The following is a 19,847-nucleotide window of genomic DNA, read 5'->3' on the forward strand; positions in this document are numbered from 1 at the left end:
TTAATGATGCGTAAGTCTAGCTACTATACTTTCTAAATGAGGAAATAGTTCCGTAAGGTCCTTTCTAGGTTTTAGTTCAAAATCTTCAAAACTAAAGCCAGGAGATACGGTGCAACCGACAAGAGCATAGGCTTCTTTTTCTATAACTTCAGCGGCAAACCAATTGCCACCAGGCACAACAAATTGTGGAACATGTCCTTTACTAAAATCGTTTCCAATGCTATGTTCTGTATGTTCACCAGACTCGGATATCATATGCAATCGAATAGGGGAGCCCGCGTAAAAATGCCAAATTTCATCTTGTTTAATACGATGCAACGCTGAGAAACTCTCTGAAGTCAATAAGAAGTATATACAGGTCGAATAACTGCGTTCGCCATTATAGCTCGCGTTCAGACTATCTGGCTTTATTACGCCAGCACTTCTGTAGGTTTCTTTAAAATAACCCCCTTCGGGATGTGGCTGTAGATCGAGTTGCTCTATAATGGTTTTAATCGAATTCATATATTGATGGTTTATTAGAATGGTAGTTTCTATTTTAGTCGTACTAAGACTCCTTTACGTTTGTAAATATTTTTATAGTCCCACTGAATGGCCTTGGATTTTTCCACCCAGCGTTTAAGTTTTTCAAGATCAATTTGACCCACAGATGTAAAGATGATGGAGGCATCTTTAAACTTACCAGTGCCGGGTTTTAACGCTTCTTCTTCAAAGCTTGCACCACTCCAAAACATCAATCGTATGCCAGCTTTTAGCTTGGAGTAACCTACGATTGGGTTTTCGTTAAGAAACCAAACGGGATGTCTATGCCAAATTTTACGGTCTGCTTCGGGCAATAGTTCATCCAAATACGTGGCTAATCGGTCACATATTTCTTGGTCTTGGTCTGTTTGACTTTTATTAAATGTTACTATATCTGGGTGCATTCTTTATGCTTTCTTATGTTTATGAAATCCATAGGCTTAGATTTTAATATTACCCTTGTCATCTAGTTCGAGATAAGGGTTAAAAGCTACTTCCCATAAATGGCCATCTAAATCAGACACGTAACTACTATAACCTCCCCAACTGACTTTTTGAGGTTCTTTGACAATCTCAACACCCTTGCTTCTTAAGTCTTCAATTAATTGGTCGACTTCGTTTTCTGATCGGGCATTGTAAGCGATGGTGAACCCTTTAAATCCATGGCCTTCTGAATCGATAGTGGCGTCTTCTGCTAATGCTTTTCTTGGATAAAGGGACAGATAAATACCGTTTAACGCAAAGAATGAAATATGGGCGTTGCTTGCTGCTGACTTTTCCCAATTGAATTTTGATTCGTAAAAATCCGTTGCTTTTTCTAGGTCTGATACCCCTAAAGTAATAATGGTTAATCGTTGTTCCATTTTTTAATAATTACTAATTAAGCAGGAAACCTTTTTATTATAAATTTCATTTGACCCCTGTGATTGGATTCGTGCTCACAGACATGGAACCATTTACAATAGTTGTTTGTGGGCTTGTTTTGAAAAAATGGCTCCGACTTCATTAACCAATCGTCATCTCTTTTAGCAAATTCTTTCTCTGTAACAGCTCTCACGTCTTTGAGCTTTGCTAAATAATAGTTGATGTCATGACCTTTAATCTGTTGTCGCCCTTCTTTTCCAAGCATGCTTGGTACATCCCATTCTTTTTTTATGGCTTCGTCCCAAGTGCCCCATGCCAGCTCATCAAAGGTGTTTAGCTGATAATATTTTTCAGTAGCGGCCAAATGTAAGAGCATGGCTCCTATGGAGTTGGATTGCTCATCGATTTGAAAGTCTAGCTGTGCTATGGTTAAATCCTTAACGGTATCTATGACCCACTGTCTCATCATGGTCATGGTGGATAAAAGCGCTCCAACATGAGGCGAGTAACCGTCTTGAGGACCGATTAAATAAATACTATCTGATGTTGTTATTGGTGCGGTTTCTGCAAAATTCATAAGCGGGAGTGACATCGCCCCAGCAGTCAGAAAGGCTGTGTTTTTAATAAACTGCCGTCTATTGGTATTTGTTTTTTTAATCATGATGCAATGTGGTATAGTTAATAAGATTTTGGCTAATATTATATCGTTTATGATTGTGTCTAGAATAGTACTTAAGCGTTTTGCTGTTATCTTTCTAAAGATAGTTATTTGCAACGAATTCTAACCGGAAAGATCAAGCCTTTTTAGCAGTAGCGGTCTCAAGTATCTCGACAAGCCCGATACAGCCGCTGACCTAGAGTAAGCGGTAGTAAACCGAGCTTGCGAGATTTATCAGCACCAACGGTAACTTATGTTTTGCAAATCAAATTGTGGTTATACACTGTTATGGTAAGTGCTTTACTTTTTTTTGTGTCCAGGTTCCCATATCAGCCTAACAAAAGAGCTTAATCTCTCATTTTCTCTACTGAAGGGAATCCCTGCTACAATCCCAATCAACAAATTGTCGACAATGCCTAACCTCATTTGGGGTCGCATTGTCATATCAAAGTCCTCATTTTCGATGGTCTTGTTAAATTCAATTCCGATAAAGTTTCTTGTACCTGAAATCATATAGTGAAAACTGGTATTGATGTCATAACTGGTGTGAAACTTATGAGAACTAAAATTCTGTTCAATCATTGGTCCTGTGTATATCAAAGAGTGAAAATTATTTCCCCAACGTTTGGCTACTACTAAGAACGGATTGTAAACATTACCTTTGATTAAGGGCTTTCCAAAGTTTCTAAAGTCTGAAAGCTCAAATTCATTTATATATCCAAGTGCCATTGAAGTGGCCATAGGTTCATTAACAAAAAATGACCATTGAACCGCAATTTTTATACTGTTTAATTGGTGGGATGAGACAGAATTATTTTCCGCTCCGTTGACAGGCGAGTAGAACGTAAAAGGTAATTCTACTTCCAGACCCAATCTATCAATAGGAGCCCACTCGTATTCTATCAGAGCTTCATAGGAGTCGAATTTTAGATTATCGGTCAATCCTAATCCTATGTTCCATTCCTTTTCACCTTTTCGGGCTCCCAAATCACGGATTAAGTCAATGTATAGTGGTTCGGCATGCAAAACTTTGCCGGGTTCTTTATGGTCTTCAATTTGTTGAATATAAAGGCTGTCTTTTTCAGAATCAGTTATCTGAGCGAAACTGTATGTGAATGATACCAATACAACGATTAGCATCATAATTGTTTTGATGTTCATATTTGATTTGTTTTTTAAGTATTAAGAATCACCTCATGTCCATTTGGTCATAAGGGTAGATAAAAGGGTTATAAAAACAAATCAAACTTGGGGTGGGGGACTATCTATTTCTTTAAACCCATTTATTAATCGGGCTACGTAGTCAGGATATTTTTCTTTCTTTTCGGGGAGTTGGTTTCGCCTGGTACTGTTGGTATTGGTTTGGAGAACCAACAATTCAATCTTCACATTGTTTTTCTTGTCGTGGTCCTCAGTATCATGGTCGTCATACTCTTTTATGGCATTTTCAAAACCCAAAATCTGCTCAATGATAATTTCAACAATGCTTTCTTGGTCATTAATAGATAAGTCTTCAGGGATGTATTCTGGGTTTGGGTCTGGTGTATCAACACTAATGTTGAGCAAATAAAGTCCCATGGATCCCCAGAGAATTTTAGTGAGTATACTATTTTGAATTCGACTTAACACAGTCCAAAAATAACATTCTTTTTTCTAGTTTATTGTATAGTTATCAATGGTCTTTTAGGAAGGATGGACAGGTCATTACTTATAGCCATTGATAGGTAATATTTCTATTCATAGTCTGGAATATTTAATCCCAAAATGATATCTCTATGTGCTGTCCAAATACCGTTTTTCATTTCGAGTTGCACAATTCCTGAACCTCCACGATTTTTTTGAGACATCTTTTCTGCTTCCGTCAGTGTTGGGTCACTCTCAAAAAGATAGCTATCGATGTAATATGGTATGGTATTCGGCTCTTTCACATAAATATGGATATGTTCTGGCTCTGAGACTTCTGGGTAGGGTGCTGGTCTAAACGTATAAAATGCAAAGTTCCCATTCGCATCTGTTTTTAACCAACCACGATATTGTCCATGTCTTCTTTCCCAGCCTACAGGGTCGTTGCTTGGTTGATAAACCCCGTTACGGTCAACATGATAGACGTATAGCAAAATATGTTCTGCCGGTGTTTTTCCATCGTTGTGATAGACTGTACCTGTCAGTTTTATTTTCGGTTCGTTTTCAATAAACTTTGGCAAGGTGTCAACCGACTTTGGCGCGATATTGAGTTTTATGTAATCCAAAGTCGCTTCGCAATCTTCACAAGGACCACCAACATGTCTTTCCGTTTCACTGTTGGATTGACCCTTACAGGATACTGCAATTAAGCTAATAAATAGTAAGAACAAATACTGTTTCATTTATTGTATTTAAATGTTCCCGACGGTCTTGACTATGATTTATGCCCGATCCAAAATTTTAGATTCAGTTATTTACGTACTTAAATCGGTGTCTTCCCAACTGATACCTTTAGATAGCATCCAAGTTAAAGCATGTCTACGTTCGTGTATCACGCCGCCATTACCCATGGGATCAAAACCACTAGGGACAGTATCTCGACCCATCTGCGCACTTCTAACGGCATTATGCACACAATAGAATAAATCCTCTTTTTCAATGAGGCTTTCATCAGAGATGGTGTCTTGCGTCTTAACCCATTCTTCGACGTTTTGTTCTGGTGTACAGGTATAATTTGTCATAATGTCAACCATCTGTTCTCCTGGCATCATTTCTCCTGTAATTTCTGGTGCCTTGTAACCAAAATACCAAGCCAGTGGCCAGGCATTTTCAAATTTCCAGCCTATTGAATTCCGCAACTGCTCATTATCCCTTGAAGCGTCCAGGATACTTTTTTCATCTTCTGTCATAAAGTCTTCGAGCTTATTTTCGCTAATATGATCCAAGATTTTCTGACCTTTCTCGTTTTCTGGGGGAATATTTACTAAAAACACCAAGGCTTTAATGGCATGTAAGCGTTTGGCAATTTCTAGGGCAGGTCGAAGCTCTCTACCAAGTTCTGTAGGTAATGAACTTGCGGGCCTAAATCCACCCTTAAGACAGATTGTTAGGTTTTTCAGCCTCATGTCCGTCATCCATGGGACTTTTTTATAGATATCTAAAATACTCTCATTATTGTTAGGTGTAGAAGTTTTGTTGTTTTTTGAACCAAATAATTTTTTGAAAAAACTCATAGTTATAATTGCCTGTGATAATTGTGGTTAATAGGTTGGTTATGTCTTGTTGTATAAGCACGAAGTTAGCAAATAAAACTAGACCTGCTATGCAATCGTCTTGTTTTACCTTCTCTTTTATTCATTTGATTGTATAAGGGGTTGAAACCCTCCATAAACCATTCTACTGGCGTCAAAAATTAATCGTTCAGGATTAACTAACGGCCCGACTAATGCTGTCATCCTAGGATCTAAAGGCACTTTTTTGTTGGCTGACTCACGAATCGCTTTTGAGGGAAAAACCACCCAGCCAAAGATAATAGCCTCATCATCTTTTACATTTAGAGCTTCAACGAATGACCTTGTACCTTCTAAAAATAAATCATCACCAACCCATTCGAAGTAAGCTGTTGCTCCATAGGCTTTCCAAATTTCGGCTACTTGTTCTGCCACCTTTTTATAGTCGTCTAAATATATGCGCCGAATGGGGAAAACGAAACCATCTATATAGTTTGTCATAGGTTTATCTTTTTTGGATTTTATGGTTTAAAACTATACCATTTACTGTACTGCATTAAAAGTACAGATAAAAAGTGATTTGGTTACATTTAGCAGCCAGCCATATATATCACTATAGGGTATGAATATAGGCGCAAGGGAGGTTTATTCTTTGGTTGAGCGGCTTATTGCACCATAAATTTGGTGAGCGCTTTTCATCATCTATAGATTTAGGCCTGATGCCTTTTCTAATTGTATTGATTAATGCTATGCTATATCAATCCCCTATATTGTCCCTTCTATTATTTGAGACTTCTAATGCTAATTCGTTCATCAATTGTATAACTAACACCCAATTAATAGCATCTAATTTATGTTCTAAATAAAAGGATTTACTTACCACAAAAGGTGAGATTTTAACTCCTGAGAATGCAGAAACGTTTTCTTTATAGGAAATAACTTCTTGATTATTGTAGTTTACAGTTTGTGCTGCACTAACTTTTCCTATACCCATACGAACTCTATAATCAAAATCATAAGGCTGTTGGAAATAATCTACTTCAGAACGATAAGACACTTTTAGACCTTTTATTTTTCCAGTAAGATTAATGAGTCCTCTAGACTTGTCTTTATTCCTTAAATGAACCGTATATCCGTTTTCGGTAATTATAGGCACTAGAATATAGATTAGTTCTTTTTTTAGGTTGTATAGTCTCACTGCTTTGATGGGACCACTTTTATTTTCAAACCGGTCATAGTAGGCAATTGTATTATTTTCAGAGTCTAATATGCTCATGTAGGCGTCTTCATCGAATGCGACATTATCCAGTTTAATCGAAATCGTATCCGTTAAAGCGCCTTTTATATCCTTTTCTTGTGTATAAGATGTTTGACTCAATGTTATTAGCAATAGAGCAACTAAAGTTAATTTTATATCCATGTATCCTAAAAATTTTGTTTGTTGAAATGGAATCAAATTTAGTGCCAAGCTACATCTAAAACTAAAGGCTTTTTATTGCGAAGTATTGCTAAATTAAATAGCCTTTTTATTAAGGCTGTCTTGTTAATCGGATAGAGGGCTAGGCGAGAAGTGCTTCAATTTTTAATTAGCGCTTTATTGGGACTATAAGGATTAATAAAAATAACTGGCTTCGTTTATCCAATGAAAACGTCTTTTCATTAATCTGAAGTCATTTAAATCCAAAGATTTTCTTTTGGCGCTAATGTAAACAGAATCGTTTTTTACCCTTCCCTTTAATTTGAGGGTCATTGCATCGGAGGTTTCTATATGAAATCTACTTATTTTTTGTTGGGCAATTAGTATGGAATCCATTTTTATCCATGTGTCATCCGATAGGCCTTTTTCATTATAAACCTCTTGTGTTTTTTCGGCTAAATCGGCTAGATTGCCATATACGATAAGTTCTTTTTTATCGACCGGAATATTTATGAATGCGACACTATCTTCCTTGAAGCGCACCGCTTCAAGTATGTTATCTCCAATGATTAGCTGGTGCCAACGCAAAGGATTCTCTAAGGACAATGTATCTTTATTCACAACGAAGGACTCAATATCATAAATTCCCGAATATTCAGACTTAGATTGTAAACTTTCTTCTGTGAGCTTCTTATAATCAATATTGCTTTTGACAGCAGCAATGAGGTAATAGCCGATGATTAAAATTTTCAGTACCAATTTTGAGATACGCATCCAACGCTTTTTAAATACGGGGGCTTTGATTGCTTGGAGAGAAATGGCTTGGCCCGAAAAGAAAAATCGTGTTATACGTTTGGCGTCTTTAAGAAATAGAAAAAACGCCATAATAAATAAAGCTGTGGGATACATTTTAGCGTGAACATCATAGCTATAGTTCACGGCTATCACATTGGCTAGAGCGCCCATAGTGATAATTGCTCCAAGTGTAGTTGTTTTGCGAAACAACAGCAGTAGTGATGCACTTTCTGCTATGCCCATAAATACGTTGTACTCATAAGAATAGCCAAAAAAGGCCCAGGCCAAATGCATAGGCGACATATCTCCCACTTGCTCGGTCAAAGTATAATATCCAAGATCTGGAAATTGCAGCTTAAAAAATTTATAAAGTGCAAAGAGAAACATGGTGAACGCCAAATAGTAACGTATAATCGTTGTAAGCCAATAATAGGCTATATCATAATTTTGACGCTTTCTGTCGAACAAACCCCAAACCATAGCCCCTAAAACAGCTACAACGACAATTGCGAAATAAAGTAAATAAACATAAGTTCTGTCATTATGTTCGCCATCATAGGGGGATATAATAATATATGGAATGCGAAACAGGTCTTTCCCTATCCATGAAATAACGTTATCCAAAACGGTAGAAAGCGGCCCATAATAATAGAGTTTGGACAATATAGGATTGACAGACCAATCCACAAAAATGATAAACAGCATGAAAAAAATGAAAACAAAACGGAATGCCATTTTTTTGTAGGGCTTCCAAGGTATTGATAGGTTCGATGTTTTTTCCATATCGTATTGTTTTATTTAATCCCGAGGAAGGTCATTAAAAATGTGTGTGGAATCAAACTTGAGTCGGATTCGGCTGTAAATCAGAACACTAAATTTAGCAATTAAAATTGGAGTAGAGAAGAAGTATTACAGGTTGTAGTAAGTTTTATATCAATTGTCTACATAACCTTGATCCCAGGTCTTTTTTGGATTGTGATTTCTCAAATCGCATTGGAAGTCAGCAACCGCCTTTAGATTCATTAGAACAGATATCCATCCCGCATTGACCTCAGGAAAGTCGCTTTCGGTTACATTTTCATTAATTAAGATAAGATCAGTTCCTCTATTTTCTGAAGGTTCTAAATGAAATTTCACCAAACTGTTAAAATAGTCCAGATGGAATGCTCTAGGCGGAATTGCTTTTATAATTTTACTATCGTAGGCTTGTCCATTGGGAAATACGAAGTGAATGATGCCCTTGTCTTCAGTCGCAGTTTCGGCCCAGAATTTTTTTCTTCCCTCTGAAGTGGAAAGTAAATCAAAGATGGCATTGGGATCGGACTTTAGATGTAATTTCCAAGTAATTACCTTCATTTAATTATTAAGGTTTTAATTCATCACAAGTTTCAATGATGATGTCGTTGGGTCTAGCATGGTGGATTGTATACCATTTTAGTTTCATATTCCTAAAGTTGGTAAGTGCTTTACTTTGTGATAGGTCAATGCAGCCCTGATACAATATTTAAGTTCTTCTCTGGGGATTTCATGGTCTAAAGGAAATACAATAGCTCTTTTTCCTTCAAAATCAAATGTGTTATGGAATATCATCTTAAACGTTTCATCAGTCTACTTGTACATTGAAAGTACATGGCATATTGCTCAGGAGACTTTTGTTTCCAATCCATTCTGATGGTACTTCCGATTTTGGTTATAAAACTTGGTTCTCCCCATTTTAAGGTCTCTTCCAATGTTTTGACGCCATCGGTTTCTTTTGCCGTCTCTATGACTAAATTTCGAAGTGCCAACATTTTGTGGCGAACAGTATCAGGATAATTACTGAAAACAACTTCTACTTTTGGATCGGTTGTGATTTGTAATTCCTCCATGACTATTAAAGTTTTACCTCGCGGTTTTAGCTCTTGTTTTATACCGAAAATTAGAAGGGACTTGAGTTTAAAGGCCAATCGAACTGACACCAGTAATTTTCAATCCTATACTCCGGCTGTTTAAAATTAAACTAATTTTAGGTTTTGCGATAGTTCAGCAAGGAATTGATTCCTTTTTTATATGCTATTCATTGGGACTGTTTAATTAATTTATATGAAAAACCTTTATCATCATCTCCTAAAACTGAAACCTGTAATTCATTGGCGTTTAATATTTTATATTGAATTTTTTTTGGAAAATCATGATGAGGGTTTTCAAAAGAAAATACCTTCTGTTGAAGCAACTTCAACTTAAATGGAATCCCTTTACCATCATTCTGATTTAAAACTATTGGGGTGTAAATTATTTGATTTTTTTCTACTTTCAACTCAAGGTGTTCCGTTACGATGCTTTGGCCATTTTTAATTTTATAAGATTGTCCTATAAGCTTATCTTTCTTTTTCTCCCAAGACTCATAGCTTTCTTTACCTTCTATTTTCCAGATGCCTATTAGAAATTCAAGCTGTTGTAAATTGGCATTTTGACTATAAGCGCTATAAGTTGTTAATAGCAATAAAACGATAACTAATCGGAGTGTTTTCATCACGTTTGTTTTAAAAAATTAGTGATGTAAATGTAGATTCAAATCTTAGGGACGTATTGTAAGAACCCGACAGCTTATCTGTTCAAGAAAAAATTGGCCAGATTTTTTTCGTCAAAACCATACTTTGATGGATCTTCACCTGTAAATTCCTTGAAGTTTTTAATGAAATGTGATTGGTCATAAAATCCAGAAAGAAAGACGATGTCTAACCAATCCATTTTATTATCCGACTGGGCCAATTTAAAAATATGGGAAAAACGAATAATTCTACTGAAATATTTTGGGGCTAATCCGATTTTTGTTTTAAAATAGCGCTCTAAAGACCGTTCGCTTATGTCAATGTCATTCCGAATCTCTTTTAAATTGGTCTTCCCTTGATCTTTAATGATGAGTTGGACCGCGTCCTGTCCTTTGAAGTGCTTTAAATTTAAGCTAGAAAGAAATTCGACAAACCAATCTTCGATGTTTGAGACTTTTTCAGTAAAGGTCAATGTAGATGTACCTATCTTTTTGATTGGTGCGAGTGTCCTTAGTATCTCAATGGGAATTTCAACCACTTTATCGGTCAACTTAGACATGTCAATATCAAATAACTCATTTAAGCCCCAAGGTTGGAGTTTAATTCCAAAAATTTTACTTTTCCCAGAATTCTCTAGAAAAAAGTGATTTTTTATTTGACCTGCCATAAGATTTGGTTCTTGGACTTGCCAAACGCCATCAATATTCGTTTTATAAGGGTCGCCGTAGTGGAAAATGAGTTCTGGATAACCATCTGGTATTATTTTTTCTCTAACAATAGATACATCTTCTTTTTTATCAATTTGCCAAAAGCCTTTTATGATTTCAGATAATTTTGGAGTTGCTTCTTTTTGAAAATATATGTTCTCCATAGTTGTGGTTATACCTTATTGGTGCGCATTATTTTTTGTTTTCATATAGTTCAATCGCTTTCAAGTAGTTCATTCCACCAGTTTTTGTTTGGTCGTGAATAAACCCATTCAATTCAGGATGATTTTTGGCAATCCAATTTACAAGTTCATCTCTTTTTTTGACAAAAGCTGAATCATTGAAAACCACATATTTTGTTGTTTCTATACTGGTTATTTTATCATTGTCAAAACGGATAATTTGGGTAGTAACAATTGGCTCTTTGTGGAGGAAAGTGATTCTTCTATCCATTTTTGAAATTTCAGCTTTTACAATGTCGTCGTCTTGCTCGATTTTTAGAATTTTATAAGCTGGATCAAATACCGAATCCCATTTTAACCATTCAACATATTGTTTCTTGGAAAATGTCTGTTCATAGTTATATTCGGTTTCCTTTGTTAAAAGACTATCGGCCAACAAAATTTCGATTCCAGACACATTTGATTGGTCAAGAACCTCATAATATATTTTGGCAATTCCCAATTTGTCAATTTCCTTTTCAGAATTTTTACAGGACATAAATCCGATGGTCAAAAGAAATAAGAGCACTATAGTTTTGTTCATTTTTGTTTGGTTTTAACCTATTGCAAGACTTTGGGTTATGATGTCGTCACGTTTGGAGTAATTAATTATACTTCGTCTTTGTTATTGGTAGATTTTCTTATACCGTATATTTTTTCATCCAAATAGTTACCGTTTTTAAATACGGCCTTGGAAATTGTTGCTTCCAATTGAAACCCTACTTTTTCAAGTGCACGTTGCGAACCTATGTTGGTTCCGAACGGTTTGGCATAAATCCGAGTTAATTCTAGATGGTCAAATCCATAAGCTACTATTTGTGCAATGGCTGCTGTCGCCACTCCTTTTCCCCAATAAGGTTCTGCTATCCAATAAGCGATAGCAGCATTTTTTCTATACATATCCTGATCGGGAAATATGCCGATTGAACCAATGGCCTTATTATTGGTCGTTATGGCAAAAAACTTTGTAGGGGTCTCATTCGAAACGCGTTCGATAAACTTTAATCCAAATTCTTTGGTGTAAGGAAAAGGGAAAGCATCTGCTAAATGGTCCGAAATTTTTCTGTTATTAGCAAACTGGACAAGGTTTTCAATATCAGATAATTGCCATTTTCTTATTGTGATATGTATAGATTTGGTCAAGTGGTTTTCATTTTGTTATGAACCGGATAGCATAGGCCAAATGAGTTCCTTAATAATAGCATATATAATAAATCCGGCGATAATACCTAGGTAGAAATTACGACTGCTTTTTTTTCTTTGTTTATTTTCCATAGTTATTTTGGTGTTCATAGTAATCGTAAGCGTCATCAACTTTCAACATTATCTTTCAGCCATTTTTTACGTTCTGAATCTGGAAGATGAATAATCTCAAAGTTCTCGAATAGTGCTTGAAATCCATCTCCATCAGGAGACGCCGCCATTAGCCCTACCTTAACAGGTGTATTTTCTGGAAAGTACGCCAAACGTAGCATCGTAAACTCCTCATTGTTCAACGAATACGAAATTTTAATTGAATCTGCGATTCTCACCACTTTCATCCAAACGGATTTTGGGTTCTCATTCAATTCTACAACACTCCAATCACTCATTTTAAGCGTCACAACTGCGCTTAAATGGATTCTGTTATTTACGAATTCAACTCCCGTCTTAATCCAACTCTTTTCATCTTTTCGAATCATCAATCCCATTTGGTCAAATCGACTCGTGTAATCTCCTGTAATTTTGACATTCGCTTCGAATTCACCACCTACTTTCAAATAACAAAAAGGGCCATCATCAACAGTAAATCCATAATGTGTTTTTCTCCAAAAGTCCGTTTTAGGTGTCACGAACATGGACAAGGAAGAACCATTTATGATCTCCCATTTGTCAGGCTCATTGTACCATTCTAATCTCTTCATTTTTTTTAAATTACCACTAAGCGTTTTGTGTATGATGAGCTACGTAAACAAACACGAGCCATGTTTTGCCGTGACCGAAAGATAGTGAATAAGGTTGAATTTCTGAATAGGAATCATCTCGTCAGTTGAGGTTGTCGAAGGGTAGGTGAGAACCTGTCTGCCCTGCCCAAGCGACAAGCGGGTGCGCCTTTACTTATTGCTATTGTCGTATAGGGTCATTTTCTTATTCAAGTTTCAAATCTGAACTTTCATATCGGACAAATCCATTTTTGGTCGGTAATTGCTTTTTCAAATTCCAATACTTTTTGGCATCTTTTAAAGTTTTGTTTTTATTATCTTCCAAAAAATCTCTGGTATACTGAGCAAGCATATTGTTATCCGCAATTGTTCTTTTAAAATTGGGATCCTCTTTTCTTCTTTCGAGTTCGTTCCATTTATCCACGGCATCCGATAGTGATTTTCCTGCGTTTGACTTCACCCAATCCATAAAATCGCTATGACAGGAAAATTTATTTCCAATCTGATTTTTCATAAAACGTCTAAAATTTGGACCAAACGATACATTGTCGGTAATGAGTGTTTCGAGTGATAATTGAGACTTAGCCCAATTGAATTTTGATTGTATGCTTCGTTTTTTTGGTTCAGGTTTTAGTTTTCCATCATTATCAAGAGCGTACATAATTCTATCTCTTAGATCAAATTTTCTACCTTTTATTGGCAACTCTAAAAGTTTGCAGATAGTAATCATTTCGTCTTTCAACCAATACCATTGATTAAATTCGTTTCCGGTTTTTATATCTTCAAATCGCGGTCTCGACATCAGTTTTCTTTCTTAATTAAGTAGGCGTTTAAGGCTAGTCCAATAAAAATCATACTCAGAATAATAAATGGCGTCCATAGAGCGTCCAAGATCCAAAAAAGTGTAAAAAGAGAGCCCAAGGCATAAACCAAAAATGTAAGACCGCACCAAAATCTTGTTTTAGGGGCTAATGCACTTACTCTTTGGGAAATAGATTTATTATTAGCATATAGATGATAATGTATCCACATTAAAGCGCAGAATAATCCTAAGTATACTATAATGAACTGTTCTTTACTATTTAAGTCAACAATGTACCCCGTGATTAATCCAAATGACACTAGATTGAGTACGTGTAAGGTAGAAAGTGCTGCCACTGTAGACGAAATAGGATTTAGTCTATTTGTTTTTGCAAAGGACGAATATACACTCAGAAAAATCTTTTCGTAAATAGTCATTTCAGTTAATATTGAGGGTCTTGTCTATAGTATCTTTATGCCACAGGTGAGTTATAATTATTTGTTATGAACCGTTTTATGTTCTAAATCTATAAACCAATAGCTTATTTTATCCTTCGTGTCTCCATTGGGCCTATTGTATTGTCTTAACACTTTGTCTCCGATTTCAAATTCTATTGGGTATGAGAATATCGGACCATCATAGCAAAACGTGTGGAATTCACCATGTTCTCCACAGGGATCCACATTATCGGGTAAATCCTGAAGAAATTTATGGTCAAGCACTCTCCCAACAAAGGAGGAATCGAGTAATTCTCCATTGATACAAATGACAATCGCTTTGAAACCGAGGTTTACGAATTCTAAATACAGATCCTTGGTATTTCTTTGCCATAAAGGAAAGTGGCATTTAATACCTTTGAGTTGCTTTTCGCGATAGATTCTTAAGTCTTCCAGAAAAATATCTCCGAATCCGCAATCCGTAAATCCTTGTGTTTTAAGCGTACTGACTTCTTTATCCATGAGCCTGTTGTAAACTTCCATCGAAGGTTGTTCTGGCAGTTCAACAGTACTATAGGGTAAACCGATTGAATCGACCTGTTTTAGAAATAACTCCCTCCTTAATCCGTGCATAGAAACCCGATTATGATGTTTGTTTATGGTCGTTAATAAATGCTCGACAGATAACTCATTATTTTTCTGCAAGTAGTATAGCGCCATCGCCGAGTCTTTTCCTGTACTCCAGTTGAAAAAGGTTTTAAGCATTTGCTAGGTAATTGTTCATAAGGGGTTTGTATATGATTTGTTGTATGTAAAGGGCATAATTAATTATTCATACTATAACTCAAAGTTTTCAGATGGATAATAACAAGTAACAATCGTCATCGTGTTCTCCAAACAGAATATAAAACTCATCATTTTTGTGGACCTTATCGAATGCGTTTTCATTATGTAATTCATAAAAAGCTTGATGGATTGAAATCATTCCCTTTAATTGGAAACACTTAGCTAATTCTGTATCCTCAGTTATTAGTATACCATCCTTATAATACGATTTTCCGAGTTTATTTTTGACGAATGGATTGTAAAACTGCATTGTTATTCCGGGGTCTTGTTCCAAGCCGTCAGCAAAGTCGTAGGCATAGCCCATATCAATGACTAATTGATCCACCTTTTTTTCTTCCCAGTCTATGATACCATAGATATCCGCTTCATGGTCCTTGACTTCAGGAAAGTAGTGCTCAAATAAGAATGCATCTAACTTTAGTTCTGGGTTGATTCCTTTTTTAGGATTTGTCCAGCTTCTTTTTATTTTTCTCTTTATTTCTTTCTTAAGTTTTCTTTTGTACCGGTCGAAATTATAATTCATAAGTTCGTTAAATACACTTTCGGTTTCTGTGAACCGTTCTGAGTTTTTGTATGCAGCAATCGCTTTTTCTAGTTCAATTTTGATGAGATGTTCTATGTCTTTATTTTCTATCATAAACGTCTAATGAAATTGTGGGTAATGGTTACGTACCAACTTATTGGCCTACAATCCAAAGCTTCTTGCAGCGGAGCAGAGGGTTTGCATCGACTTTAAATTTATGAAAATACCTTTGCTTAGGCAATTAGTCGCTAGTTCTTAACGGGTAATAATTAGATGTCATTTCTCGTCTTACCTGCTTTAATACATTGCTAACAACGCTTTCATCTAAATACTTATCGGCATCTTGATACATCGTCTTTAGATCATTAAGCCTAAGATAATCTGGATGATAGACTTCTGAAATAATCGCATACTGATGGTTCTCATGACCTTTTGTTATATGAAATCCATAGGTGTAAATTGCCAATTTGGAAGGCACAATATCTCCCATAAGCTTATAGATATCTCCATAATCGGACGACGCTAAAATCTCACCAAAAAACAAACTTTTCTTTTCAATGTTCCATTGGCCTTGTTTAAATACACGTCCTATAGACTGTCCCTCCAAAATTTTTGTATGTTCTTTAAGGTAACTACTGTCAATCTGCTCTGGGTAACGAACAACGGCGAAAGTTCTCGTTATTTTCTTATCATCGTGCAAGCTGTATAAATCAGAAACTCTTAGTTGAGCGCTGTTATTGAGGACTTGGATACCATAGCTTCCAAATGTCATTTTAATTCTTTCGCTATTCAGTAGTTGAGGTGATAAAATAGAGTCATGAGAAGTTAGAGATACTTTTGAATGTGGCTTTTTATCTTTACAACTATGAAGACCATATAATAACCCTATCAATAGAAAGAGAATATGTAAATGTTGTTTGTTATTCATCTTTTATTAGCGATTACAAAATTGTTGCGACTAGTTTATTGATTTACAAATTCTGAGATGATTGCATTTAGAGCAGCGATATCCTCTTGCTTTTTTACATAGGTATCAATTTTTGTGTCTCCCATGCTTTGAATTCTATATTCAGGCAGTTCTTCTTTAAACATAAGATATACAAATGTGTCTACCAACCGCTCTTTTAGGCCATGGGAAAGCTTATATTTTTGAACAATAGAATATTCCATTCCCATATGGGCGATTTCGTGAATTATCGTATTTGCAGGCTGTTTATAATTCATAAATTTTCCGTTTTGATTGGTGAGCAACGTAATAATTCCTTCATCAGGATCGTAACTGCCTCCTGTGCCATATAATGTAAAAACGACTTTGTAGGTGTCAAACATGTTGAATTTCCAATCCCATTGATTTTTTTGGGTATCTATTTCATTAACGAGTGTATTCATAAGTTCAACCTGACTTTCAACTTTTTGAATCGCTTGCGCATAGTTGTTAGGGTCGAAAAATTGGGTTTCGATCAAGGTGTAAATTGTCGTAAAATCATCACTGCCAAAGGTCCCATTTTTAGATTTCGCAATCAATGCATCGATCAACGTGTCCTTTGGTAGGTTAATCCGATAGCCTTGCTTTTCTAAAAAACTAATATCATTGATGGTTCTCCAGATGGATGTTGTTTCTTGTTCGATGGTTGGATGAACGATTTCAATTCGAGACACCTGTTTTTGTGATTTACAGTTTAAGCTGCTTATTGAAACAAGAACAAGGAATAATTTGGATAATTTCATTTTAATATGCACGACGGTTTTGACTATGACTTAGTTCGCCTGACTTCCATTTTTTAAGTGCTCATGAATCTCATAAGCGCGATTTACTTTGTCAGTTCGGGGCTTAAGCCCCTTATATCATTACGCCAAGGCGCAATGAACTATCCCCTTTATTGGTTATCGTTTTTTAATCATTTATGATTTTCAAAATATGTTCTCTTGTACGCTTTAGTTCATCAATCTCCCTCTCAATGGTTTTTAGCTTGCCCTTTAAAATCTTGGTTTTATCAATACATTGGTCTGGGTTAGCATCTTTTAGGTCAAGTAATTCTTTTATCTCTTTTAAGGTAAATGAAAAACGTTGAAGATACTTCACTAATTGTATCCTTTTTACATTCTTATCCCCATAATCCTTATAATTATTCCACTCATAAGGCCTAGTTATATTGGTTAACATCCCTCGACTCTCATAGAAACGTATGGTGTCTCTTGAAACTCCTGTTAGTTTAGATAACTCACCAATTTTCATTTTTTTTAAATTTAGCTTGACCATGGACTATAGTCCATGGTTTATATTTGTGAAATGTACTAAAAATAAAAGTGATGCGAAAACAAAAAATTGCAGTTTTGACGGGTGTAACCAGTGGCATAGGAAAGGAAGTCGCATTAGGACTGGTCAAACTGAACTATGAACTGTTTATTATAGCAAGAAATGAGAAAAAGTTTGAACTCCTAAAACGAAAAGCCTTAACAATTGATAAAATGGCTTCTTTGCACTTCTATCAAGCTGATTTGTGCTTGGTGAAAAGTACATCTTCAGTTTTGGCCAGAATTAAAAGGGATGTTGCATGCATAGATCTCCTTTATCAATCTGCTGGTCTTATTCCTGGCAAGATAGAATTGACCCAGGAAGGTATAGAAAAAACTTTTGCTGTTAGTTATTTAACACGATATCTAATTCTAAAAGCCCTATTGCCATTAGTAATAGAATCAAATGAAAAAATGATTTTAAATATGGCTGGGGCAGGTCAAAACGGTAGGATAAATTTCGAGGATATCAACTTTCAAAATACAAAATTTAGTCCGATTAAAGTTGTAAAACAATTTCAACAGGCTAATGATGCAATGATTCTTGACATACATAATAAATATAAAAGTGATGGATTAAAAGTGTACTGTTTAAGACCAGGATTAGTAGATACTGGAATTCATGATGGATGGCCAAAATATCTTCGTTTTTTTATCACGAAAGTGTTTGGAGCCTTTTTTATGGTTTCTGCTGATAAAGCTGCAAAAATACCTTTAAGTATAGTAGATGGTACTATCAAAACCGATGGAGTTTTGATAAACGAAAAAGGCAAAACGGTTAAACCCTCAAAATTGCTATCTGGAACGGATTATCAAAATCAAGTCATTCAAATCAGTGAGCAATTACTAAAACCTCTAATTTAACAACAATGAGATTAAACATTTAAGCTTTTTGATAAATGAGATGACGGTTTAGGTAATGGTTTTGTCATGCAAGGCACGATGACTTGCCTAACCTTGTTCATTTCTAATTTTCTCGGTGTCCAATGCCCCTTATCGGATTTGTTCCAAATTCTCCAATGCTTGTCTGATGTTTTAAATGGTAAATGAGATGTAAGTGCTTTTATAAATTTGGATTCGTAGGTTCCCATTTTCTCAAAGGGGAGGGCGAACCAAACTGATATGGTCGATTTTTTGGACAGTCTCAAATAAATTTGAGAGTTTTTTATTCTAGAATCCAGTTCAGGTATGAGCTCTTGATTTGGCAGCACTCGATTGGTATTTGGATCTTTAAAGTGGAAATTCCAACAAAAATTAAGCACTATTGGTCCTGCGGGATTTGCTGGTAATTCATTATTTAAGTCAAGTGTCTTGAATCCTTTTTCAATATCCTTTTTGGCCAGGCTCCAGGTCCAAGTTCTTAACCAACCGTCATTTCTTGTTTTTGGAATACCAAATTTCAAAGTCAATTTAGGTAATAATTTCAAAGCGGAGTATTCCTTTTTTTCCGACTCGTACAAGGTCAGTTCGATGGATTCTGCTTGAGTGTTGTCTGCGAATATGTTTAGAAAGTCTAAGGTCTGGGCGTAACCCACTTTTGGGGATTTTTTACTTATGCTATGGGCACCACCAGAATGAATTGGTAATCCTTCGTATGATATGAATCTGTTCATTTCTCAAAAAACTGTATGCGATTACCATCAGGGTCTTTTATAATCACCATTCTTTTATCAGATTCAGGCTGATTTACTACGCTACCGTGAAATTCGACATTTTGCTTATTCAAATAGTCCATCCATTGATCAAAGTCAGAAATTAAAAAGCCGATTTTAAAAAATCCTATGAGTCTTGTCTTGCTGTTATAATTTGGGATAACTTCTTTGGCAGAAATAGCTGTGTCTAATTCAATTAATTCGATTAAAACATTCCCTCGCTTTAAATTCGCTTGTTTAAATCCCGCATCAGGAAATTCGTTTTTGTTTAAAATTTCAAACCCAATAGTGTTGGTATACCAAGTTATGGAGTGCTCAATATTGTCTACAATTAGCGCCGAAAAATAAGCTTCAGGATCAGAAGGAGTATTCTCTTGGGCATCAGTTTGAAGTGATAAAAGAGAAATAGTTAAAAGGATATATAGTCTTTTCATTTTATGTTTTGCTTTATAGATAGTGTT

The 19,847-nt window shown here is 35.7% G+C and carries 29 protein-coding genes; 1 reads left to right on the forward strand and 28 read right to left on the reverse strand.

The features are described from left to right. The 26 genes from ACO052_RS12415 to ACO052_RS12540 form a co-directional block, all read right to left on the reverse strand. Window positions 1-504, reverse strand: coding sequence for a cupin domain-containing protein (locus tag ACO052_RS12415; protein ID WP_422104089.1), 504 nt, complete (start codon window positions 502-504; stop codon window positions 1-3). Between the two features lie 29 nt (window positions 505-533). Next, window positions 534-926 carry a DUF1801 domain-containing protein gene (locus tag ACO052_RS12420; RefSeq protein ID WP_422104090.1) on the reverse strand — a complete coding sequence of 131 codons (393 nt, stop codon included), beginning with the start codon at window positions 924-926 and terminating at the stop codon, window positions 534-536. Between the two features lie 36 nt (window positions 927-962). Next, a complete protein-coding gene (locus ACO052_RS12425) occupies window positions 963-1,385 on the reverse strand; it encodes a VOC family protein (RefSeq protein WP_422104091.1) in 423 nt (140 codons plus the stop codon). 17 nt (window positions 1,386-1,402) lie between these two features. Continuing rightward, on the reverse strand, window positions 1,403-2,047 hold the full coding sequence (locus ACO052_RS12430; RefSeq protein WP_422104092.1) for a DinB family protein: 645 nt from the start codon (window positions 2,045-2,047) through the stop codon (window positions 1,403-1,405). A gap of 297 nt (window positions 2,048-2,344) precedes the next feature. Then, window positions 2,345-3,205 carry an HAEPLYID family protein gene (locus ACO052_RS12435; protein ID WP_422104093.1) on the reverse strand — a complete coding sequence of 287 codons (861 nt, stop codon included), beginning with the start codon at window positions 3,203-3,205 and terminating at the stop codon, window positions 2,345-2,347. Between the two features lie 81 nt (window positions 3,206-3,286). Further along, the gene (locus ACO052_RS12440; RefSeq protein ID WP_422104094.1) at window positions 3,287-3,622 is read right to left on the reverse strand and encodes a hypothetical protein; all 336 of its coding nucleotides are present in this window, start codon (window positions 3,620-3,622) and stop codon (window positions 3,287-3,289) included. Between the two features lie 155 nt (window positions 3,623-3,777). Beyond that, a complete protein-coding gene (locus ACO052_RS12445) occupies window positions 3,778-4,410 on the reverse strand; it encodes an intradiol ring-cleavage dioxygenase (protein ID WP_422104095.1) in 633 nt (210 codons plus the stop codon). Between the two features lie 72 nt (window positions 4,411-4,482). Beyond that, window positions 4,483-5,241 (reverse strand): DUF4272 domain-containing protein, encoded by a 759-nt coding sequence (locus ACO052_RS12450; RefSeq protein WP_422104096.1) that lies wholly within the window; start codon window positions 5,239-5,241, stop codon window positions 4,483-4,485. 117 nt (window positions 5,242-5,358) lie between these two features. Next, entirely contained in the window at window positions 5,359-5,739 is a 381-nt protein-coding gene (locus ACO052_RS12455; protein WP_422104097.1) for a DUF1428 domain-containing protein, read from the reverse strand. Window positions 5,740-5,995: 256 nt separating this feature from the next. Continuing rightward, on the reverse strand, window positions 5,996-6,658 hold the full coding sequence (locus tag ACO052_RS12460; protein ID WP_422104098.1) for a hypothetical protein: 663 nt from the start codon (window positions 6,656-6,658) through the stop codon (window positions 5,996-5,998). A gap of 192 nt (window positions 6,659-6,850) precedes the next feature. Continuing rightward, window positions 6,851-8,233, reverse strand: a complete 1,383-nt coding sequence (locus ACO052_RS12465) for a hypothetical protein (RefSeq protein ID WP_422104099.1) — start codon at window positions 8,231-8,233, stop codon at window positions 6,851-6,853. A gap of 150 nt (window positions 8,234-8,383) precedes the next feature. Next, window positions 8,384-8,806, reverse strand: a complete 423-nt coding sequence (locus ACO052_RS12470; RefSeq protein ID WP_422104100.1) for an SRPBCC domain-containing protein — start codon at window positions 8,804-8,806, stop codon at window positions 8,384-8,386. 84 nt (window positions 8,807-8,890) lie between these two features. Further along, window positions 8,891-9,040, reverse strand: a complete 150-nt coding sequence (locus ACO052_RS12475; protein WP_422104101.1) for a hypothetical protein — start codon at window positions 9,038-9,040, stop codon at window positions 8,891-8,893. Continuing rightward, complete coding sequence (locus ACO052_RS12480; protein WP_422104102.1) at window positions 9,037-9,318, reverse strand: hypothetical protein; 282 nt, start codon at window positions 9,316-9,318, stop codon at window positions 9,037-9,039. The genes ACO052_RS12475 and ACO052_RS12480 overlap by 4 nt, the downstream gene beginning before the upstream one ends. Before the next feature lie 188 nt (window positions 9,319-9,506). Then, entirely contained in the window at window positions 9,507-9,962 is a 456-nt protein-coding gene (locus ACO052_RS12485; RefSeq protein WP_422104103.1) for a DUF6265 family protein, read from the reverse strand. Between the two features lie 74 nt (window positions 9,963-10,036). Continuing rightward, window positions 10,037-10,852, reverse strand: a complete 816-nt coding sequence (locus tag ACO052_RS12490; RefSeq protein WP_422104104.1) for a DUF6597 domain-containing transcriptional factor — start codon at window positions 10,850-10,852, stop codon at window positions 10,037-10,039. A gap of 28 nt (window positions 10,853-10,880) precedes the next feature. After that, window positions 10,881-11,453 (reverse strand): hypothetical protein, encoded by a 573-nt coding sequence (locus ACO052_RS12495; protein ID WP_422104105.1) that lies wholly within the window; start codon window positions 11,451-11,453, stop codon window positions 10,881-10,883. Between the two features lie 65 nt (window positions 11,454-11,518). Continuing rightward, a complete protein-coding gene (locus ACO052_RS12500) occupies window positions 11,519-12,052 on the reverse strand; it encodes a GNAT family N-acetyltransferase (RefSeq protein ID WP_422104106.1) in 534 nt (177 codons plus the stop codon). 167 nt (window positions 12,053-12,219) lie between these two features. Further along, window positions 12,220-12,813, reverse strand: coding sequence for a DUF1349 domain-containing protein (locus tag ACO052_RS12505; protein WP_422104107.1), 594 nt, complete (start codon window positions 12,811-12,813; stop codon window positions 12,220-12,222). A gap of 223 nt (window positions 12,814-13,036) precedes the next feature. After that, window positions 13,037-13,633, reverse strand: a complete 597-nt coding sequence (locus tag ACO052_RS12510; protein WP_422104108.1) for a DUF6434 domain-containing protein — start codon at window positions 13,631-13,633, stop codon at window positions 13,037-13,039. Then, a complete protein-coding gene (locus ACO052_RS12515) occupies window positions 13,633-14,070 on the reverse strand; it encodes a hypothetical protein (RefSeq protein ID WP_422104109.1) in 438 nt (145 codons plus the stop codon). The genes ACO052_RS12510 and ACO052_RS12515 overlap by 1 nt, the downstream gene beginning before the upstream one ends. Before the next feature lie 57 nt (window positions 14,071-14,127). Beyond that, window positions 14,128-14,835 carry an ATP-binding protein gene (locus ACO052_RS12520; protein WP_422104110.1) on the reverse strand — a complete coding sequence of 236 codons (708 nt, stop codon included), beginning with the start codon at window positions 14,833-14,835 and terminating at the stop codon, window positions 14,128-14,130. Between the two features lie 88 nt (window positions 14,836-14,923). Then, window positions 14,924-15,553 carry a hypothetical protein gene (locus tag ACO052_RS12525; protein WP_422104111.1) on the reverse strand — a complete coding sequence of 210 codons (630 nt, stop codon included), beginning with the start codon at window positions 15,551-15,553 and terminating at the stop codon, window positions 14,924-14,926. 127 nt (window positions 15,554-15,680) lie between these two features. After that, complete coding sequence (locus tag ACO052_RS12530; protein WP_422104112.1) at window positions 15,681-16,367, reverse strand: hypothetical protein; 687 nt, start codon at window positions 16,365-16,367, stop codon at window positions 15,681-15,683. Between the two features lie 35 nt (window positions 16,368-16,402). Next, window positions 16,403-17,167, reverse strand: coding sequence for a hypothetical protein (locus ACO052_RS12535; protein WP_422104113.1), 765 nt, complete (start codon window positions 17,165-17,167; stop codon window positions 16,403-16,405). Between the two features lie 166 nt (window positions 17,168-17,333). Continuing rightward, complete coding sequence (locus ACO052_RS12540) at window positions 17,334-17,675, reverse strand: MerR family transcriptional regulator (protein WP_422104114.1); 342 nt, start codon at window positions 17,673-17,675, stop codon at window positions 17,334-17,336. Between the two features lie 74 nt (window positions 17,676-17,749). Here ACO052_RS12540 and ACO052_RS12545 point away from each other — a divergent pair, with 74 nt between their 5' ends. Next, window positions 17,750-18,598, forward strand: coding sequence for an SDR family NAD(P)-dependent oxidoreductase (locus ACO052_RS12545; protein WP_422104115.1), 849 nt, complete (start codon window positions 17,750-17,752; stop codon window positions 18,596-18,598). 11 nt (window positions 18,599-18,609) lie between these two features. Here ACO052_RS12545 and ACO052_RS12550 read toward each other — a convergent pair whose 3' ends face one another. Next, on the reverse strand, window positions 18,610-19,347 hold the full coding sequence (locus ACO052_RS12550) for a hypothetical protein (protein ID WP_422104116.1): 738 nt from the start codon (window positions 19,345-19,347) through the stop codon (window positions 18,610-18,612). Continuing rightward, a complete protein-coding gene (locus ACO052_RS12555; RefSeq protein ID WP_422104117.1) occupies window positions 19,344-19,820 on the reverse strand; it encodes a VOC family protein in 477 nt (158 codons plus the stop codon). Before ACO052_RS12555 ends, ACO052_RS12550 begins: the two co-directional genes overlap by 4 nt. Between the last annotated feature and the right edge of the window lie 27 nt (window positions 19,821-19,847).

Source organism: Winogradskyella sp., from assembly GCF_965228925.1.
Taxonomy (GTDB): Bacteria; Bacteroidota; Bacteroidia; order Flavobacteriales; family Flavobacteriaceae; genus Winogradskyella.

What these genes read in the sequence shown, in the direction of transcription:
- ACO052_RS12515 (WP_422104109.1), bottom strand. Translation starts at nt 14,070, where the DNA reads ATGACTATTTACGAAAAGATTTTTCTGAGTGTATATTCGTCCTTTGCA.
- ACO052_RS12430 (WP_422104092.1), bottom strand. Translation starts at nt 2,047, where the DNA reads ATGATTAAAAAAACAAATACCAATAGACGGCAGTTTATTAAAAACACA.
- ACO052_RS12485 (WP_422104103.1), bottom strand. Translation starts at nt 9,962, where the DNA reads ATGAAAACACTCCGATTAGTTATCGTTTTATTGCTATTAACAACTTAT.
- ACO052_RS12555 (WP_422104117.1), bottom strand. Translation starts at nt 19,820, where the DNA reads ATGAAAAGACTATATATCCTTTTAACTATTTCTCTTTTATCACTTCAA.
- ACO052_RS12520 (WP_422104110.1), bottom strand. Translation starts at nt 14,835, where the DNA reads ATGCTTAAAACCTTTTTCAACTGGAGTACAGGAAAAGACTCGGCGATG.
- ACO052_RS12415 (WP_422104089.1), bottom strand. Translation starts at nt 504, where the DNA reads ATGAATTCGATTAAAACCATTATAGAGCAACTCGATCTACAGCCACAT.
- ACO052_RS12475 (WP_422104101.1), bottom strand. Translation starts at nt 9,040, where the DNA reads ATGATATTCCATAACACATTTGATTTTGAAGGAAAAAGAGCTATTGTA.
- ACO052_RS12550 (WP_422104116.1), bottom strand. Translation starts at nt 19,347, where the DNA reads ATGAACAGATTCATATCATACGAAGGATTACCAATTCATTCTGGTGGT.
- ACO052_RS12490 (WP_422104104.1), bottom strand. Translation starts at nt 10,852, where the DNA reads ATGGAGAACATATATTTTCAAAAAGAAGCAACTCCAAAATTATCTGAA.
- ACO052_RS12495 (WP_422104105.1), bottom strand. Translation starts at nt 11,453, where the DNA reads ATGAACAAAACTATAGTGCTCTTATTTCTTTTGACCATCGGATTTATG.
- ACO052_RS12425 (WP_422104091.1), bottom strand. Translation starts at nt 1,385, where the DNA reads ATGGAACAACGATTAACCATTATTACTTTAGGGGTATCAGACCTAGAA.
- ACO052_RS12525 (WP_422104111.1), bottom strand. Translation starts at nt 15,553, where the DNA reads ATGATAGAAAATAAAGACATAGAACATCTCATCAAAATTGAACTAGAA.
- ACO052_RS12530 (WP_422104112.1), bottom strand. Translation starts at nt 16,367, where the DNA reads ATGAATAACAAACAACATTTACATATTCTCTTTCTATTGATAGGGTTA.
- ACO052_RS12480 (WP_422104102.1), bottom strand. Translation starts at nt 9,318, where the DNA reads ATGGAGGAATTACAAATCACAACCGATCCAAAAGTAGAAGTTGTTTTC.
- ACO052_RS12505 (WP_422104107.1), bottom strand. Translation starts at nt 12,813, where the DNA reads ATGAAGAGATTAGAATGGTACAATGAGCCTGACAAATGGGAGATCATA.
- ACO052_RS12540 (WP_422104114.1), bottom strand. Translation starts at nt 17,675, where the DNA reads ATGAAAATTGGTGAGTTATCTAAACTAACAGGAGTTTCAAGAGACACC.
- ACO052_RS12445 (WP_422104095.1), bottom strand. Translation starts at nt 4,410, where the DNA reads ATGAAACAGTATTTGTTCTTACTATTTATTAGCTTAATTGCAGTATCC.
- ACO052_RS12420 (WP_422104090.1), bottom strand. Translation starts at nt 926, where the DNA reads ATGCACCCAGATATAGTAACATTTAATAAAAGTCAAACAGACCAAGAC.
- ACO052_RS12460 (WP_422104098.1), bottom strand. Translation starts at nt 6,658, where the DNA reads ATGGATATAAAATTAACTTTAGTTGCTCTATTGCTAATAACATTGAGT.
- ACO052_RS12450 (WP_422104096.1), bottom strand. Translation starts at nt 5,241, where the DNA reads ATGAGTTTTTTCAAAAAATTATTTGGTTCAAAAAACAACAAAACTTCT.
- ACO052_RS12435 (WP_422104093.1), bottom strand. Translation starts at nt 3,205, where the DNA reads ATGAACATCAAAACAATTATGATGCTAATCGTTGTATTGGTATCATTC.
- ACO052_RS12470 (WP_422104100.1), bottom strand. Translation starts at nt 8,806, where the DNA reads ATGAAGGTAATTACTTGGAAATTACATCTAAAGTCCGATCCCAATGCC.
- ACO052_RS12535 (WP_422104113.1), bottom strand. Translation starts at nt 17,167, where the DNA reads ATGAAATTATCCAAATTATTCCTTGTTCTTGTTTCAATAAGCAGCTTA.
- ACO052_RS12545 (WP_422104115.1), top strand. Translation starts at nt 17,750, where the DNA reads ATGCGAAAACAAAAAATTGCAGTTTTGACGGGTGTAACCAGTGGCATA.
- ACO052_RS12455 (WP_422104097.1), bottom strand. Translation starts at nt 5,739, where the DNA reads ATGACAAACTATATAGATGGTTTCGTTTTCCCCATTCGGCGCATATAT.
- ACO052_RS12465 (WP_422104099.1), bottom strand. Translation starts at nt 8,233, where the DNA reads ATGGAAAAAACATCGAACCTATCAATACCTTGGAAGCCCTACAAAAAA.
- ACO052_RS12510 (WP_422104108.1), bottom strand. Translation starts at nt 13,633, where the DNA reads ATGTCGAGACCGCGATTTGAAGATATAAAAACCGGAAACGAATTTAAT.
- ACO052_RS12440 (WP_422104094.1), bottom strand. Translation starts at nt 3,622, where the DNA reads ATGGGACTTTATTTGCTCAACATTAGTGTTGATACACCAGACCCAAAC.